General features: G+C 62.0%; 13 protein-coding genes. 8 read left to right on the top strand and 5 right to left on the bottom strand.

What is annotated here, in order from left to right; all coding sequences use genetic code 11:
- Positions 1-5 precede the first annotated feature (5 nt).
- Genes xdhA through K328_RS0109125 form a run of 6 tightly spaced genes read left to right on the top strand, consistent with a single transcriptional unit; the run spans position 6 to position 8183 of the window.
- On the top strand, positions 6-1454 hold the full coding sequence (gene xdhA, locus K328_RS0109150; RefSeq protein ID WP_028465725.1) for a xanthine dehydrogenase small subunit: 1449 nt from the start codon (positions 6-8) through the stop codon (positions 1452-1454).
- Positions 1451-3799 carry a xanthine dehydrogenase molybdopterin binding subunit gene (gene xdhB / locus K328_RS0109145; protein WP_245577430.1) on the top strand — a complete coding sequence of 783 codons (2349 nt, stop codon included), beginning with the start codon at positions 1451-1453 and terminating at the stop codon, positions 3797-3799. Before xdhA ends, xdhB begins: the two co-directional genes overlap by 4 nt.
- Positions 3796-4641: a xanthine dehydrogenase accessory protein XdhC gene (xdhC, locus tag K328_RS23220; RefSeq protein WP_051284676.1), complete on the top strand. Its 846-nt coding sequence runs from the start codon at positions 3796-3798 to the stop codon at positions 4639-4641. The genes xdhB and xdhC overlap by 4 nt, the downstream gene beginning before the upstream one ends.
- A complete protein-coding gene (locus K328_RS0109135) occupies positions 4638-6197 on the top strand; it encodes an ABC transporter ATP-binding protein (protein WP_028465723.1) in 1560 nt (519 codons plus the stop codon). The genes xdhC and K328_RS0109135 overlap by 4 nt, the downstream gene beginning before the upstream one ends.
- Positions 6187-7263 carry an ABC transporter permease gene (locus K328_RS0109130; protein WP_028465722.1) on the top strand — a complete coding sequence of 359 codons (1077 nt, stop codon included), beginning with the start codon at positions 6187-6189 and terminating at the stop codon, positions 7261-7263. Before K328_RS0109135 ends, K328_RS0109130 begins: the two co-directional genes overlap by 11 nt.
- Positions 7260-8183, top strand: a complete 924-nt coding sequence (locus K328_RS0109125) for an ABC transporter permease (protein ID WP_028465721.1) — start codon at positions 7260-7262, stop codon at positions 8181-8183. The genes K328_RS0109130 and K328_RS0109125 overlap by 4 nt, the downstream gene beginning before the upstream one ends.
- Positions 8184-8192: 9 nt before the next feature.
- Here the strand turns inward: K328_RS0109125 and K328_RS0109120 are convergent, their stop codons facing one another.
- Entirely contained in the window at positions 8193-8660 is a 468-nt protein-coding gene (locus K328_RS0109120; RefSeq protein ID WP_028465720.1) for a GNAT family N-acetyltransferase, read from the bottom strand.
- 45 nt (positions 8661-8705) lie between these two features.
- Positions 8706-9632, bottom strand: a complete 927-nt coding sequence (locus K328_RS0109115) for a LysR family transcriptional regulator (RefSeq protein WP_028465719.1) — start codon at positions 9630-9632, stop codon at positions 8706-8708.
- 71 nt (positions 9633-9703) lie between these two features.
- Between K328_RS0109115 and K328_RS0109110 the strand changes: the two genes are divergently transcribed.
- The gene (locus K328_RS0109110; protein ID WP_281169428.1) at positions 9704-10990 is read left to right on the top strand and encodes a urate hydroxylase PuuD; all 1287 of its coding nucleotides are present in this window, start codon (positions 9704-9706) and stop codon (positions 10988-10990) included.
- A complete protein-coding gene (gene guaD / locus K328_RS0109105) occupies positions 10990-12288 on the top strand; it encodes a guanine deaminase (protein WP_028465717.1) in 1299 nt (432 codons plus the stop codon). The genes K328_RS0109110 and guaD overlap by 1 nt, the downstream gene beginning before the upstream one ends.
- Here the strand turns inward: guaD and K328_RS0109100 are convergent.
- The 3 genes from K328_RS0109100 to K328_RS0109090 all read right to left on the bottom strand — a co-directional run bounded on the left by K328_RS0109100 (position 12285) and on the right by K328_RS0109090 (position 16032).
- Positions 12285-13217 carry a hypothetical protein gene (locus K328_RS0109100; protein ID WP_156901212.1) on the bottom strand — a complete coding sequence of 311 codons (933 nt, stop codon included), beginning with the start codon at positions 13215-13217 and terminating at the stop codon, positions 12285-12287. The two genes, guaD and K328_RS0109100, sit on opposite strands and share 4 nt — an antisense overlap.
- A 223-nt stretch (positions 13218-13440) precedes the next feature.
- Positions 13441-15102: a thiamine pyrophosphate-binding protein gene (locus K328_RS0109095; protein WP_028465715.1), complete on the bottom strand. Its 1662-nt coding sequence runs from the start codon at positions 15100-15102 to the stop codon at positions 13441-13443.
- Positions 15103-15345: 243 nt separating this feature from the next.
- Positions 15346-16032: a fumarylacetoacetate hydrolase family protein gene (locus K328_RS0109090; RefSeq protein ID WP_028465714.1), complete on the bottom strand. Its 687-nt coding sequence runs from the start codon at positions 16030-16032 to the stop codon at positions 15346-15348.
- Positions 16033-16164: the final 132 nt, after the last annotated feature.

The raw sequence follows: 16164 nt of genomic DNA, 5'->3' as shown, positions 1-16164 counted from the left end.
TGACGATGGCGCGGGGCGAAATCCGGTTTCTGCTGAACGACCGCGAGATACGTCTCGGGGCGGTCGGGGCCGGTGACACCCTGTTGGACCATCTGCGTCTCGATCAGCGCTTGCGCGGAACAAAGGAAGGCTGTGCCGAGGGCGATTGCGGCGCCTGCACCGTTCTGGTCGGTCGGCGCGCCGGAGGCACGATCCGGTATGAGACCGTGAATGCCTGCATCCGGCTGCTCGCCTCGGTCGACCTCTGTCATGTGGTCACGGTGGAGTATCTGCGCGGCCCGGAGGGCGGGCTGCATGCAGTGCAGCAGGCCATGGTCGATCATCACGGCAGCCAGTGCGGCTTCTGTACGCCGGGTGTCGTGATGTCGCTCTACGCGCTCTGGATGGAAGCGGGCTGCACGTCCGTGGAGGCCGTGGAAACCGCGCTTCAGGGCAATCTCTGCCGCTGCACGGGATACGAGCCGATCATCCGCGCGGCGCTTGAGGCTAGCAAGACTGCACCCGACGGAGATTTTCTCGTTGCCGAGCGGGCGCGTGTGCTGGCGCAACTGGCCGGGATGAATGACGGCGCGCGGGTCATGGTGTCACGTGACGAGAGCACCGCCATACTGCCGGCGAATGCCGGCGACCTGGCGTTGATTCTTGGTGAATACAAAGACGCCACCATCGTTGCCGGGTCCACCGATGTCGGGCTCTGGGTGACCAAGCATATGCGCGACATCTCCCCGGCGATCTTTATCACCCACCTGGAAGAGCTGAAACGGATCTCGGTGGAAGAGGGCATCGTGACGCTGGGCGCCGGTGTCAGCTATTCCGATGCGGCGCCCGTTATCGCCGAGCATTTTCCGCACCTGCCGGAGTTCTGGAGCCGGATTGGCGGCTGGCAGGTGCGCAATATGGGGACGGTCGGCGGGAACATCGCCAACGGCTCCCCCATCGGCGATACGCCGCCGGTGCTGATTGCGCTCGACGCCGAATTGACGCTGCGCCGGGCAGAGGGCAGCCGCCGTATTCCGCTGGAAGATTTCTTTATCGACTACGGCAAGCAGGACCGGGCGCCGGACGAGTTCGTTGAGGCGGTCCATATACCGCTGCGCGCCGCCGGATCGCTGAATGCCGCCTACAAGATATCGAAGCGCCGGGATGAGGATATCTCGGCGGTTTGCGGGGCGTTTTCCCTCGTCGTGAAAGACGGGATGGTGACAAGCGCCCGGCTGGCCTTCGGCGGCATGGCGGCAACGCCGAAACGGGCGACCAGCGCCGAGGCGGCCCTCGTCGATCAGCCCTGGAGCGAAGCAAGCGTGCGGGCGGCGATGGCGGCTTTGTCTGATGACTTCTCGCCATTGTCCGACTGGCGGGCCTCGGCAGAGTATCGCAGCCGGGTGGCGGCGAACCTGCTGCTGCGTTTTTATCTCGAGACGACCGGCAGCCAGCCGGCACGGTTGAGCGCATGATGGATGGCGGACGGCAAGACGCAGGCACGAGAGTGCGGGGCGGCGTCCATAGCGCCGAGCGTCATGACTCGGCTCACAAGCATGTCACCGGCGCGGCGGAGTATATCGACGACATGGTGGAGCCGGTCGGCACCCTGCACGCATATCTGGGCCTCTCGGAAGCCGCCCATGCGGAGATCGCGTCCATGGATCTTGCCGCCGTCCGGTCGGCGCCCGGGGTGGTGGATGTGCTGACGGCGGCGGATATCCCGGCCGTGAACGATGTCAGCCCGGTTCATGCCCATGACGACCCGGTCTTCGCCGAGAAAAAGGTGATGTTCTGGGGCCAGCCTGTTTTCGCCGTGATCGCGGAGAGCCGGCTGCAGGCCCGCCATGCGGCGGCGCTGGCCCGGATTGAATACCGCCCGCTCGACGCCGCTATCGATATCGAAGCAGCCATCGCCGCAGGATCCGAACTCGTCACCAAGCCTCTGAAACTTGAGCGCGGCTTCGTCGACAAGGCGCTGGCCGATGCCCCGCACCGGATTGCCGGAAGCATGGAGATCGGCGGCCAGGATCACTTCTATCTGGAAGGTCATATCGCCTTCGCCATCCCGGGAGAAGACGAGACCGTCACCATCCATTCCTCGACCCAGCATCCGAGCGAGGCGCAGAACCTCGTCTCCGAGGTGCTGGGGGTGGCAGCGAACGCGGTCTCCGTACAGGTAAGGAGGATGGGCGGCGGGTTTGGCGGCAAGGAATCACAGCCTGCTCTGTTTGCAGCCGTCGCGGCGCTGGCGGCAAAGCGGCTGAACCGTCCGGTGAAGATCCGTCCGGACCGGGATGACGACATGATCGCCACCGGCAAGCGGCACGATTTCAAGGTCGCCTATGATGTCGGTTTCGATGATGAGGGGCGCATTCTCGGCGTGGAGGGTACATACGCCGCACGCTGCGGCTTTTCCGCCGATCTTTCCGGCCCGGTGACCGACCGGGCGCTGTTCCACGCCGACAACGCATATTACTTCCCGCATGTCCGGCTGAAGTCCATGCCGCTCCGGACCAACACTGTTTCCAACACGGCCTTTCGCGGTTTTGGTGGGCCTCAGGGCGTGCTCGGGGCGGAGCGGATCGTCGAGGAGATCGCCTATGCTCTCGGGAAGGACCCGCTGGAAATCCGCAAGGCGAATTTCTACGGCCCGCCGGGCAGGGACGTGACGCCGTATCACCAGACGGTGACGGACTCGATCCTCGACCGGCTGGTGGGGGAGCTTGAAGAGAGTTCCGACTATCAGGCGCGACGCTCGGCCATTCTGGACTTCAACAAAAAAGGCGGTGTGATCCGCAAGGGCATCGCCCTGACGCCGGTCAAGTTCGGTATCTCCTTCACCGCGACCTGGTTCAATCAGGCAGGCGCCCTGCTGCATGTCTACAGGGACGGATCGATCCATCTGAACCATGGCGGCACGGAGATGGGGCAGGGGCTTTTCACCAAGGTCGCGCAAGTGGTCGCCGACTGCTTCCAGGTGGATCTCGATCGCATCCGGGTCAGTGCGACCTCGACGGAAAAGGTGCCGAACACTTCCGCGACGGCCGCCTCTTCCGGCTCTGACCTGAACGGCATGGCGGCGCAGGACGCGGCGGAGCAGATCAAGCAGCGGCTCATGGAGTTCGCTTCTGAGAAATGGTCGGTTTCGGCAGAAGAGGTGACATTCGGTCCGGGCGGCGTGTGTGTCGGCTCCAAGACCGTCCCGTTCGATACGCTGATCGCCGAGGCCTACATGGCGCGGGTGCACCTCTCCGCCGCCGGTTTCTACAAGACTCCCGATATTCATTGGGACCGGGAAGCGGGCAAAGGCCGGCCTTTCTATTATTTCGCCTATGGCGCAGCGGTCTCCGAGGTCTCCATCGATACGCTGACCGGCGAGTACCGGATCGAGCGTACCGACATTCTGCATGACGTGGGGAAATCCCTGAACCCGGCCATCGACAAGGGGCAGGTCGAGGGCGGTTTCGTGCAGGGGGTCGGCTGGCTGACGACTGAAGAGCTCTGGTGGGACGACAAGGGGCGGCTGCGCACGCATGCGCCGTCGACCTACAAGATCCCGCTCGCCTCGGACCGGCCACGCATCTTCAATGTCGCGCTGGCCGAATGGTCAGAGAACAAGGAACGCACGATCCGCCGCTCCAAGGCGGTGGGGGAGCCGCCGCTGATGCTCGGTATTTCCGTGCTGGAAGCGATTTCCATGGCGGTGGCGAGCGTTGCCGATTACCGGGAATGCCCACGGCTCGACACACCGGCGACACCGGAGCGGGTGCTGATGGCGGTGGAGCGGCTGCGGGCACATGGGGGAGCTGAAGCATGAGCACACCGATTTCTTTCTTCACGAGCACTCCGGCCGCAATCCGGTTGGAGCTGGTCACCGTCAGAGGCTCCGCTCCGCGCGCCGAGGGCACGGTGATGTATGTCTCGGCCGAACGGATCGAAGGCAGTATCGGTGGCGGCCGGCTTGAGTTCATCGCCATAGAGGCGGCGCGGGACATGCTGGAGGCGGGTTCCCGGGAACGGCGGCTTGAAGTCCCCCTCGGCCCGGAAATCGGCCAATGCTGTGGCGGCTATGTCGCGATCGCCATGGACTTGCTGGATGCTTCCGCCCTTGGAGCGGAAGAGGCGCGCAGGGCGGCTGACCGGAATGCATTGCCGTCGGTCTATATTTTCGGCGCCGGTCATGTCGGCCGGGCACTGACGGACAGTTTCAGCCTGTTGCCCGTTCAGGTCACGCTGGTGGATGAGCGGGAGGAGGAGTTGGCATTGTGCCGCGCTCCCGTTCGCCAATGTCTGACGCCTCTGCCGGAAGCCGAAGTGCGCGCCGCGCCATCTGGCAGTGCCTTCATCGTGCTGACCCACGATCACGCACTGGATTTCATCATCACGGCGGAAGCTCTGATGCGCGGCGATGCGGCCTATGTCGGGATGATCGGATCTGATACGAAGCGGGCCTCGTTCGAGCGCTGGTGCCGGAAAAGCAGCGCGCCTGTGGGGCGGACAGAGCATCTGGTCTGTCCGATCGGAGCACAGGGCAGCGGCGACAAGCGGCCTGAAGTGATCGCGGCCTTCGTTAGCGCCGAGGTGATCGCGCGATTGACGCCGGTAGCCGGTCCGGTGGACCCTCAACTGGAGCTGCTGGGGAGCGGGGGACTTGAATGAGTGACGGGACGACGCGCCGTCTGGATCTGAAAGGCATTACCAAGGCCTTTCCGGGCGTGCTTGCCAATGACGATGTCAGCTTTTCCGTGGCGCCGGGGGAAATCCATGCGCTGCTGGGGGAGAATGGCGCAGGCAAGTCGACGCTGGTGAAGATGATCTACGGCATCATGCAACCGGATGCTGGAGAGATCCGATTCGACGGTGAGCTGGTTCATGTCGCCAGCCCGAAAGCCGCCCGGGCCATGGGCGTCGGCATGGTGTTTCAGCATTTCTCGCTGTTCGAGCCCATGACCGTTCTGGAGAACATCGCTCTCGGTCTGGACGAAGCGATCTCCTATGCCGATCTTGAGGCCCGTATCCGGCAAGTGCTCAAGACCTACAACCTCTCGCTCGACCCGCACCGTACTGTGGCGACGCTCAGCGTCGGCGAACGCCAGCGCATCGAGATCGTCCGCGCTCTGTTGCTGGAACCTCGTCTGCTGATCATGGACGAGCCGACCTCAGTGCTCACACCGCAGGAAGTGGCCCAGTTGTTCGATACACTCCGGGCGCTGGCCGCGCGGGGCTGCTCCATCCTCTATATCAGCCACAAGCTGCATGAGATCGTGGAGCTCTGCCATTCGGCGACCATCCTGCGCGGCGGCCGGGTGGTGGCGGAATGCGATCCGCGCGCTGAATCCTCCCGCAGCATGGCGGAGATGATGATCGGCGGTGCGCTGAAGGAAATCGAAAAGGCGGCAGACCGGAGTTTCGGCGTCGAGCGGTTCATCGTCGGCGGTCTGTCCCTGGAAGCCGATGACGCGTTCGGCACCTCCCTGAAAGACATCAGTTTCTCTGTCCGGGCAGGCGAGATCTTCGGCGTTGCCGGTGTCGCCGGGAACGGTCAGAACGAGTTGATGCTGGCCCTCAGCGGTGAACGGTCGGTGGAGAGCGCCGGTGCCATCTGTATCGACGGCAATCCCGTCGGCACGCTCGACGCGGAAAAGCGCCGCCGATATGGGCTCTGCGCCGTGCCGGAAGAGCGTAATGGCCATGGCGCAGTGCCGGGTTTCTCGCTCTCCGACAACGCGATCCTGACGGCCCGGACCCGGAAGAACATGGTGCGGTTGGGTGTAATCGATGCTGGCGTTGCGGAGAGCTACACGAACGAGGTCATAGGCGGTTTCGCTGTGAAGACAACCGGCGCGAAAGCGCCGGCGAGTTCTCTTTCCGGCGGTAATCTGCAGAAATTCATCATGGGGCGGGAGATCATGCAGGCGCCTGACGTGCTGGTGGTCTCGCAGCCGACCTGGGGCGTGGACGCGGGCGCAGCGGCGGCAATTCATCAGGAGCTGGTCGATCTGGCCGCGCGCGGCTCCGCCATCGTGGTGATCAGCCAGGATCTGGACGAGCTTATGGCGATTTCCGACACCATGGCGGTGATGAACGAAGGAAAGCTCTCTCGCACCCTCGCGGTCGGGGAGGCTTCGGTCGACGAAATCGGCCTCTTGATGGGCGGCGTACATGGCGACCCGGACGCAACGGCGGATTATACGGGAGCGACACATGCGGCTTGAGCTGGTCAAACGCAAACAGCCCAGCCGCCCCATGCTCTACCTGACACCGGTCTTCTCGGTGCTGCTGACCATGGTTGTGGGCGCGACGATCTTCTCGTTGCTTGGCTATGACGGGCCGGGCGCAGTCTGGAACATCTTCTTCGTCCCGGCGCTCGATCCGAACAAATGGCAGGACCTCGGCATCAAGGCGGCGCCGCTGATCCTGATCGCCATCGGGCTTTCCGTCGGCTTCCGGGCCAATGTCTGGAATATCGGAGCGGAGGGGCAGTATGTCATCGGCGGTCTGGCCGGCACCGGCGTGGCGCTTGCCACCTGGCAGATGGAAGGCTGGTGGATTTTGCCGCTGATGTGCCTCGCCGGTGTAGCGGGCGGCATGCTCTACGCGGCAATCCCGGCATTCCTCAAGACAAAGCTGAACGTGAACGAGATCCTGACCAGCCTGATGCTGACCTATGTCTCGGTCCAGTTGCTCTACTACCTGATGCGTGGCCCCTGGAAGGACCCGGAAGGCTTCAACTTCCCGCAGAGCCGGATGTTCACCGACAGCCAGATGCTGCCGGAGATCGGCAATACCTTCGTGCATTACGGTGTGCCGATCGCTTTCATCGTGGCGCTGCTGGCCTGGTTCATCCTCTCCAAGACCGTGTTCGGTTTCGAGATCAGGGTGGTTGGCGCGGCGCCCAATGCGGCCCGGTATGGCGGCTTCAACCGGACCCGGACGATCTGGACGTCATTGCTTGCCGCCGGCGGGCTCGCGGGATTTGCGGGCATTCTGGAAGCGGCGGGGCCTTACGGGCAGATGGTGCCGCAATTCCCGACCGGCTACGGCTTCACGGCAATCATCGTCGCCTTTCTCGGCCGTCTGCATCCGGTCGGCATCATGCTGGCGGCCATCATCCTCGCCATCTCCTATGTCGGCGGGGAAATCGCGCAGTCTTCCATCGGCCTGCCGAACGCGGCCAGCGGCCTGTTTCAGGCGATGATGCTGTTCTTCCTGCTGGCGACCGACATTCTTGTGAACTATCGCGTCCGCTTCAGCGGTGTGCGGAGCGGGGGCGCGGCATGAACGAAGCCATCCTGATAGCGATCCTCGTCACCGTCGTCGGCGCGGCAACGCCGATCCTGCTGGCCGGGCTCGGCGAGCTGGTGGTGGAGAAGGCAGGTGTGCTCAATCTCGGCGTCGAGGGCATGATGCTGGTCGGCGCCGTCACCGGTTTCGCCGTCACCACCATGACCGGCGCCACCTTCATCGGCATCGTCGCGGCAGGGCTGGCGGGCGCTGGTGCCTCGATGATCTTCGGCTTCCTCACTCTGACGCTGACCGCGAACCAGGTCGCCACCGGTCTCGCGCTCACCATTTTTGGCGTCGGCCTGTCCTCGCTGATCGGTGCCGGGTTCGTCGGCCAGACGGTGACGGTGATCGGCCCGCTCTTCCCGCCCGCACTGGCAGAGCATGAGCATCTGCGCATCCTCTTCGGCTACGATCCGGTGGTCTATTTTTCCTTCGCCATGACCCTCGTTGTTGCCTGGTTCCTGCGCCGGACCCGGGCAGGCCTCATCCTGCGCGCAGTCGGCGAAAATGACGCATCCGCGCATTCTATCGGCTATTCGGTGATCGGCGTGCGCTACATGGCCGTCGCCTTCGGCGGCGCCATGGCTGGCATCGGCGGCTGCTACTACTCGCTGTTCCTTACCCCGATGTGGGCGGAGCGCCTGACGGCAGGGCGCGGCTGGATTGCGCTGGCGCTGGTCGTGTTTGCTGCCTGGAAACCAATGCGGCTGCTGGCAGGCGCTTACCTGTTCGGCGTTGTCATGACGCTGGAGCTGCATGCCAAGGCGGCAGGTTTCGAATATGTCCCGCCGGAATTCCTGGCGGCGATGCCGTATCTCGCCACCATCGTCGTGCTGGCATTGATCTCCCTGCGGAAATCCGTCGGCGCGCAAGCACCGGCCTGTCTGGGGAAACCGTTCAAGCCGTCGACCTAGACGATCAGCTCACGCCACGTCGGTCCGGTACACCAGGAAATAGGTGTTCCGTGCGAGACGGTCGTAGAGGCCTCGCGCGGTCTGGTTTTCTAATTGGGTGTGCCAGTAGATGTCTTTGACACCACGCGTCCGGCAGGCATCGGCGACACCGTCGATGAGCTTTCGCCCTACACCGTGACCGCGCGCGGCTTCCACCGTGAACAGATCCTGCATGTAGCAGGTATCCGCAATATGGATCAGGTTCCGATGGAAAACGAAATGGGTCAGCCCCAGCAACGCGCCGCCGAGATCTGCGACCAGTCCATATACCGGTTCCTCATCGGACATCAGGCGCTTCCAGGTGGTGGCGACAATCTCACCATCCAGTGCTGTATCGCCTTCGCGCCCATAGAAGGCGTTGTATTGCGCCCATAGATCTCGCCAAACCGCGCGATCATCGTGCTGCAGGGGGCGGATTGAAACTGGGGCTGCGGGCATTGGACATGAACCTTTGTTTGATGCGGTGGATCATCGACCCCGATTTTATGCGCTGATGTCTTTCATCATTCCCTCGACCCTAGCCTTGCATTTCTTCGTCATGAAATCGACGAACAGCCGGATCTTCGGGTCGAGCAGGCGACGGTGGGGGTAGAGGCAGGATAGGGAAGACGGAGGCGGCGGGGTTTCCTCAAGGATCTGTACCAGCGCGCCGCTCTGGATGTGGCTCGCGACCTCGAAATAGGGTTTGTTGACGATACCGCGCCCGGCCAGCGCCCATTCGGTCAGCACGTCGCCTTCGTCAGCGTCATAGGGGCCACTGACGTTGAAGCGGGTCGGGCCGTTCGCGGTCTCCAAGGTCCAGAAATATTCCTGCGTGCCCGGAAAGCGCAGCAGCAGGCAGCGGTGGTTGTCTTCTGTCAGCGCTTCCGGCGATTTGGGTGTGCCGAAATGGTCGAGATAGACCGGCGCTGCACAGAGCACGCGTGGGCAGTCCATGATCTTGCGCGCTTTCAGACTGGAATCCTCCGGCGTGCCGAGCACGATGGCGACATCGACCCGCTCATCGAAAATATCCACCTTGCGGTCCGACAGCCGGAGCTGGATGGCGAGATCCGGATAGAGATCGTTGAATTCCGGCACCAGCGGGGCTACTACGCGGCGGGCGAGGCCGAGGGGGGAGAGCACTTTGATCGCGCCACGCGGATGCTGGGAATAGTTCGCGACGGCGGCTTCCGCCCGGTCCAGTGCCTCGATGATTTCCTTCGCATGATCGTAGTAGAGCCGCCCGGCCTCGGTCGGCGCGATCTTTCGCGTGGTCCGGTTGAACAGGCGGATACCGAGACGGTTTTCAAGATCCAGTATACGATTGCTCGCAACCGCCGGGGTCAGGCGAAGATCCCGTCCGCCCGCTGTGATGCTGCCGAGTTCTACGGTGCGGACAAAGACGCGGATGCTGTCAAGATAGGGCATGGCTGCCTCTGATTTTCAATGAAACGTATAAAGTAAACAGGAGATATAGAGGTTTTGAAAGGGCGGTGGATTTGCCAGAGTGGCAAGATGCCGATCTGATGGGGGTATCAATGCTCGAGCTGCTGCCGAATTCGGCGATTATCTGGGACTGGGCTGCTTTCGCGGCACGCTGGCTGCATGTCATCACCGCCATCGCCTGGATCGGCTCGTCCTTCTATTTCATCGCCCTCGATCTTGGCCTGCGCAAGGCGGCTGGTTTGCCGGAAGGCGCCCATGGCGAGGAATGGCAGGTGCATGGCGGCGGCTTCTATCACATCCAGAAATATCTGGTGGCCCCCGCTGCCCTGCCGGAGCATCTGACCTGGTTCAAGTGGGAGAGTTACTGGACCTGGGTGTCCGGCTTTGCGCTGATGTGCATCGTCTATTACGGCGGGGCGGAGCTGTTCCTGATCGACCGTTCTGTGTGGGATGCGGAGCCCTGGATGGCGGTCGCAGCCTCCGTCGCTTCGCTGGCATTGGGATGGACTGTCTATACCTTCGCCTGTCGTTCACCGCTGGCGAAGAACCCGACGCTGCTGATGGTCATTCTCTATTGCGCGCTGGTGGCGCTGGCCTGGGGCTTCACCCAGATCTTTACGGGGCGCGCCGCCTTCGTTCATCTGGGGGCGATTACGGCAACCATCATGTCCGCCAACGTCTTCATGGTGATCATCCCGAACCAGAAGATAGTCGTCGCCGACCTGAAGGCGGGCCGGGTGCCGGACGCGAAATACGGCGCCATCGCCAAACTACGCTCGACCCATAACAATTACCTGACGCTGCCGGTCCTGTTCCTGATGCTGTCGAACCATTATCCGCTCGCTTTCGCGACGGAGTACAACTGGGTCATTGCAAGCCTGGTCTTCTTGATGGGCGTCACCATCCGGCATTTCTTCAACTCCATGCATGCGCGCAAGGGCCAACCCTGGTGGACCTGGGTGGCGACGGCCGCGTTGTTCCTCGCAATCGTCCTGCTCTCCGCCGCCGGACCAAAGCAGACGGAAGAAGAGGCAGCCGAAGCTATGACGCCGGAGGCAATACGCCTTGCCGCCTCGCCGCATTTCGAGACGGTCTATGAGGCCGTGCTTGGCCGCTGCTCCATGTGTCATGCAAGCGAGCCTGCCTGGGACGGTATCGCCGCGGCACCGAAAGGCGTGCTGCTGGAGACCGAGGCGCAGGTCGCCGCTCATGCCCGGGAGATCTATCTGCAGGCAGGCCGCAGCCACGCCATGCCGCCCGCCAATGTCTCTTACATGGAGCCTGCGGAGCGGGCGCAGATCGTGCTCTGGTTCGAGGGCGACAGCCCGGTGGTGCAGTGATGCCTGATCGTATTCTGAGAGGCCGGATCCTCAGTTTCCGGGACGAGCCGGCCAGCTACGACGATACCGCGTCCTTCCGCTATATCGAGGATGGCGGCATCCTCATCCGGGACGGCAAGATCGTCGAATGTGCGGATTTCGCGACGCTGGTAGCGGACGGGCCGGAGATCGTCGATCATCGTCCGCACCTGATTGTGCCGGGCTTCATCGATGCGCATGCCCACTACCCGCAGATGCAGGTGATCGCTTCCTGGGGCGCGAAGCTGCTCGACTGGCTGGAGAAGTATACCTTTCCAGAAGAAACCAAATTCTCCGATCCGGATCATTGCCGCCGCATCGCCGGACATTTTCTCGATACGCTGACGGCGCACGGCACAACAACCGCTGCGGTCTATTGCACCGTACATCCGCAGTCCGCCGAAGCCTTCTTCACGGTTGCGGAAGAACGGGGTATGGCAATGATCGCCGGCAAGGTGATGATGGATCGTCACGCGCCGGACGCGCTCTGCGATACGCCGCAATCTTCCTATGACGATACCACGGCCCTGATCGGCAAATGGCACGGCCGGGGCAGGGCGCAGTACGCCATCACGCCGCGCTTCGCCATCACCTCCACACCGGAGCAGATGGAGATGGCTGAAGCATTGGTCCGCGAGAACCCGGACTGTTACCTGCAGACCCACCTCTCCGAGAACAAGGCCGAGATCGCGCTGACCCGGGAACTCTATCCGGAAGCGCGGGACTATTTCGACGTCTATGAGAAGTACGGTTTGCTCGGCGAACGCAGCCTGTTTGGGCACGCCATTCACCTCACCCACCGGGAGCGGGACCGGATGGCGGAGACCGGCTCGGTCGCAGTCTATTGCCCGACCTCGAACATGTTCCTCGGCAGCGGTCTCTATGACGAGGCCGGGCTGAAGGAAGCGGGTGTCCGCCGGGCCATCGCGACGGATGTTGGTGGCGGGACCAACTACTCCATGCTGCGAACGCTGGACGAAGGCTACAAGGCCCTGCAATTGCGCGGCCAGAATATCGACCCGCTGCGCAGCTTCTACTGGGCCAGCCTCGGCAATGCCCGGGCGTTGCAGCTGGAAGACCGTATCGGCACGCTGGAGCCTGGCACGGATGCCGATATCACGGTGCTCAACAGCCGGGCGACGGATGTCATGACATTGCGTATGGAAACAGTAGGCAGCCTGCAGGAAGAGCTATTCGTCCTGCAGACACTTGGAGACGATCGGGCGGTGGCCGAAACCTACATCGCCGGACGTCCGGCGAAGCATGGATCGGAAGCTTAGGCTTTTTCGGCCAGGTAGGCTTTCAGGATATCCATTTGCCGGTGGTTGGTCAGATCCTGGTTGGCCTCAATCCTCCAGAATTGGGTTGCCCAGTTTCTCCCGGAATATTCAGCGATATGGATCGTATAGAGATTGAGCTTGTCACCTACCTTGAGCGGGGTCCGGTGGAGCCACAGCGTACAGTTCGGTGATTTCAGATCCCTTGCCTCGGCCGACCAGCACATGCGCGGGGGCGGTGGTGCATAGTCCGTTTTGATGAGATCGGAAGCCGTGTGATTTGCCCTGAATACTTCTGTTTCCACCCGCGAAAGATACTCGTGGCGACGGATGTTCCATTTGTTTTCGATCAGATTGTCCAGAATTCGCGTCGTATCGGAACCGCTCACGGTTCGGAGCAGGCGGCTGATCGAGTCGGACGAACTCTCCGACGGACGGTGCATGTGGAATAAGCGGGGCAGACAGGCATTGCAGTCGCGCTCGAATGCGCTGATCCAGTCTTCCGGCAAGGAAGAGGCGATACGTCGCGCAAGCTTCAGCGAGGGCGTCCAGCCGGGCTCCATGATGCGGTGGACCTGACTGGGAGATGTCCCCGTGGTCAGCGCAAGTTTGTAGGGAGAGAGGCCGTTCTCGACGATCCATCGCCGGGCCATCTCCGTAATCTTGAAGATCTCAAATTCGATGGTGTTGAGCGCCTGCGAGGTAGGGGTCGTGTTGGAAGGTTGCAGGCGGTGTTCATTCACTCGAAATGGGCTGTCCGCCCATTCCTTCAGCGTCTTGGTCAGAATACTGAAATCGTGAACTGACGAAATTCTGGGTTCTTTTCGAGAATCCACTGCCTGTTCGCCCGAGCTTTCCCCAGAGCTTAATTCCGCAGGCGAAACTTTAGTACGCAAACAGGAATCTGAATCGTGCAACGATCCCTTGCTCATCACTTTTCCCCATTCTGGCTCTGTGCAGTGACGCGCCTATGTTCGTGCCCTTCTGGACACGGTAGTGAGTTTACCACCTTTAAGGTAAATGCATTTTAACCGAGACTGGCTGTGAGAGCAATCAAAGCGGCCTAAAATCCGCAGAAATTAGGCGCTTCAACCATCAAATCGTGAATTTATCTTTAAAATCAATGTAATTTGAATATATTTTGGGCATACCTTGTTACGCCGGAGGGTGTGCCCTTTGCATGACCGGTGAAATTATCTGGTCCGAGATGTGGAAATCCCAGACAGCGCCGCGGTCCGATGCGCCGAACTTTTTGATCAGATCGGGCAGTTGCGAGAGGTCCGTGACTGTCTCGCCATGCAGATCGAATCCTTTCGCGATACCGGCAAGATCCGGGCGGCCGAAGACGGCACCGGCGTCGGATAATCCCTCGGAGCGCAGCTTGTGGATTTCGGAGCCGTAGGCGCCGTCATTCAAAACGCAGATCAGCACCTTCATACCGTGGCGCCGGATCGTTTCAAGCTCCTGGATATGCATCAGCAGGCTGCCGTCTCCGTCGAACATGACGACCGTTTCGTCAGGCTTGGCCGCAGCGACGCCGATGGCAAAGGAGATGCCGTTCCCGATAGCTCCGAACTCGCGGATGGTGTGGAAGCGTTCGACAGGCCGCTTCGGCATCTGGGCAAAGAAGTAAGAACAATGGCCGGAAGAATTCACCGCTTCCCAGTCGATCGGCAGGGCATCGTCCAGTGCCGAGGCCACGTCGCGCGGGTCGAGCAGGCCCTGTTCTGCCTGGAAGTCGGAGCTGTCCGGCGGGGTGTCCTTGATCCGCTTTGCAAGTGCGGGGCTGCGCCAGCTATCGGCATCCTCCGCGCGTGGCTCCAGCGCGTCGGCCAACGCCTTGACGGATAGGGCGGCGTCGCCGCGCAGATGCGTGTCCGCCGGTACCCGGCCCTGACTGAGTGCGACGGGGTTGGTGTCGATCTGCAGGACATGCGCCTGCCCGTAGAGCTTGCCGCCATCAGCATTATGGTGTGCGAGGCTGGCTCCGACGGCAACGATCAGGTCGGCTTCGGCGAAGCATTCCCGCGTCACCTGACTTGAGAAGCCTCCCGCGATGCTGAGATTGAACGGGTCATCATGGAACAGCCCGCGTGCCGGCAGGGTGGTCGCGAGCAGACCGCCGCACTTCTCGGCAAGGGTACGGCAGGCCTCACCGGCACCGGCTGACCGGACTGCGCCGAAACCAGCCATGACGATTGTCTTTTTTGCACCGGCGATCAGCGTGGCCGCTTCCGCCACATCGTCGGGGTGCGGCGGCATTGGACGCATTTTCGGCAGGACGTCACGTGAGGGAGCGGGCAGCTCATCCGCGCCGGTCCAGTCTTTGTTCTGCAGGTCGAACGGGACGCCGAGCACCACCGGGCGCATTTCTTCCCGTGCCTGCACGAAGGCGTCGCGGATCTGACGCAGCATGCGGTCCGGGTGATGCAGGGCATGATAGGCGGCGCCGCACGCGGTGACGAAGGGGGCCTGATCCAGTTCCTGATTGTACCAGTTGTTTCGAAGGGGTGACTCGCCGGCGAAGACCACGAGCGGGATATGCGCGCGCACGGCGGCGGGCAGGGCGGTCATGATCTGGGTCAGGCCCGGCCCGCAGGTCACGCTGGCAACACCGACCTTGTCCAGCGCCCGGGCATAGGACATGGCGGCCGCGACCGCGCAATGTTCATGCCGGACATAGACGAAATCCGCACCCAGCTCCGCGAAATAGGTGGCCCAATTCATGTTCGCATCGCCGAGCAGGGCGAAGCAGGTATCCACCTCTTCCTGACGGAAGGCTTCCGCCAGGATCTGGTAGGTTTTTTTCGCGGTCATCTTGGTATTTCCCCCGGGGCAGGCCGTGTCAGCCATAATGGTGCGTCGAGCATCGCGCTGCCGGAAAAAGCGCGTCTCGGCCATGTTGTTTGAATCTTATTGAATTGTATACAATTTCGTCAAGCAAACTGCGGCAGACGCCTGTCCCGCGTCTGGGCTGGTCGCGTTATCGTGTGGGTCGGAGTGCCGGATGCCTGGAGAGAGCGGAGCCGTGTTTGGGCACGGCTCCGAGATTAGTGTGGATCAGGCGACTTTGACGGCCATGCTGCCGAGTCCGTCGACACTCGCCTCCATGACGTCTCCCCTGGAAACCGGGCCAACGCCTGAAGGAGTTCCAGACAGAATGACGTCTCCGGCCCCGAGTTCGAAGAAGCGCGACAGGTAGGAGATCATTTCGGGAACCTTCCAGATCATCTGGTTGAGGTCGCCTTCCTGGCGCAACTCGCCATTGATGCTCAGTGCGACACGGCCCTGGTCCAGGTGCCCGACCTTCTCCACCGGATGCACCGGGCCAACCGGAGCGGACCGTTCGAACGCCTTGCCGATTTCCCAGGGGCGGCCCATTTTCTTCTGCTCACCCTGCAGGTCCCGGCGCGTCATGTCGAGGGACAGGCCGTAGCCATAGACATGATCGAGCGCGTCTTCGAGCGCGATGTTCGTGCCGCCCGATTTCAGGGCTACGAGCATTTCCATCTCATGGTGAACGTCGGAGGATTCCGGCGGGTAGGGGAATTCGCCAGAGGGATCGAGGTTGTCCGGGTTTTTCTGGAAGAAGAAGGGCGGCTCGCGGTCAGGGTCATGGCCCATCTCGACTGCGTGAGCCGCATAGTTACGGCCGATGCAATAAACGCGGCGCACGGGGAAGAGCGCGCTTGAACCGGCGACCGGTATGGCGACCTGCCGGGGTGTTTCTATGACGTAATCAGGCACGCGTACCTCCATTGTTCTGTCGAGCCAGGGGCAGAATTAAGCTGGCCCGAATAAAAAATCAATCTCAACCAATTTAAAATTTAGGGTATTTTTCTTCCGTTTAGGGAATTGATCTGGCATATTCGAACCAAT

The organism is Nisaea denitrificans DSM 18348 (genome assembly GCF_000426505.1).
In the GTDB taxonomy this organism is placed as follows: domain Bacteria; phylum Pseudomonadota; class Alphaproteobacteria; order Thalassobaculales; family Thalassobaculaceae; genus Nisaea; species Nisaea denitrificans.
This window is presented reverse-complemented; position numbering and strand designations above follow the sequence as displayed.

Bases quoted from the DNA above. Each gene is read 5' to 3' on its own strand.
- xdhA (WP_028465725.1), top strand. From the start codon at position 6: ATGGCGCGGGGCGAAATCCGGTTTCTGCTGAACGACCGCGAGATACGT.
- xdhB (WP_245577430.1), top strand. From the start codon at position 1,451: ATGATGGATGGCGGACGGCAAGACGCAGGCACGAGAGTGCGGGGCGGC.
- xdhC (WP_051284676.1), top strand. From the start codon at position 3,796: ATGAGCACACCGATTTCTTTCTTCACGAGCACTCCGGCCGCAATCCGG.
- K328_RS0109135 (WP_028465723.1), top strand. From the start codon at position 4,638: ATGAGTGACGGGACGACGCGCCGTCTGGATCTGAAAGGCATTACCAAG.
- K328_RS0109130 (WP_028465722.1), top strand. From the start codon at position 6,187: ATGCGGCTTGAGCTGGTCAAACGCAAACAGCCCAGCCGCCCCATGCTC.
- K328_RS0109125 (WP_028465721.1), top strand. From the start codon at position 7,260: ATGAACGAAGCCATCCTGATAGCGATCCTCGTCACCGTCGTCGGCGCG.
- K328_RS0109120 (WP_028465720.1), bottom strand. From the start codon at position 8,660: ATGCCCGCAGCCCCAGTTTCAATCCGCCCCCTGCAGCACGATGATCGC.
- K328_RS0109115 (WP_028465719.1), bottom strand. From the start codon at position 9,632: ATGCCCTATCTTGACAGCATCCGCGTCTTTGTCCGCACCGTAGAACTC.
- guaD (WP_028465717.1), top strand. From the start codon at position 10,990: ATGCCTGATCGTATTCTGAGAGGCCGGATCCTCAGTTTCCGGGACGAG.
- K328_RS0109100 (WP_156901212.1), bottom strand. From the start codon at position 13,217: ATGAGCAAGGGATCGTTGCACGATTCAGATTCCTGTTTGCGTACTAAA.
- K328_RS0109095 (WP_028465715.1), bottom strand. From the start codon at position 15,102: ATGACCGCGAAAAAAACCTACCAGATCCTGGCGGAAGCCTTCCGTCAG.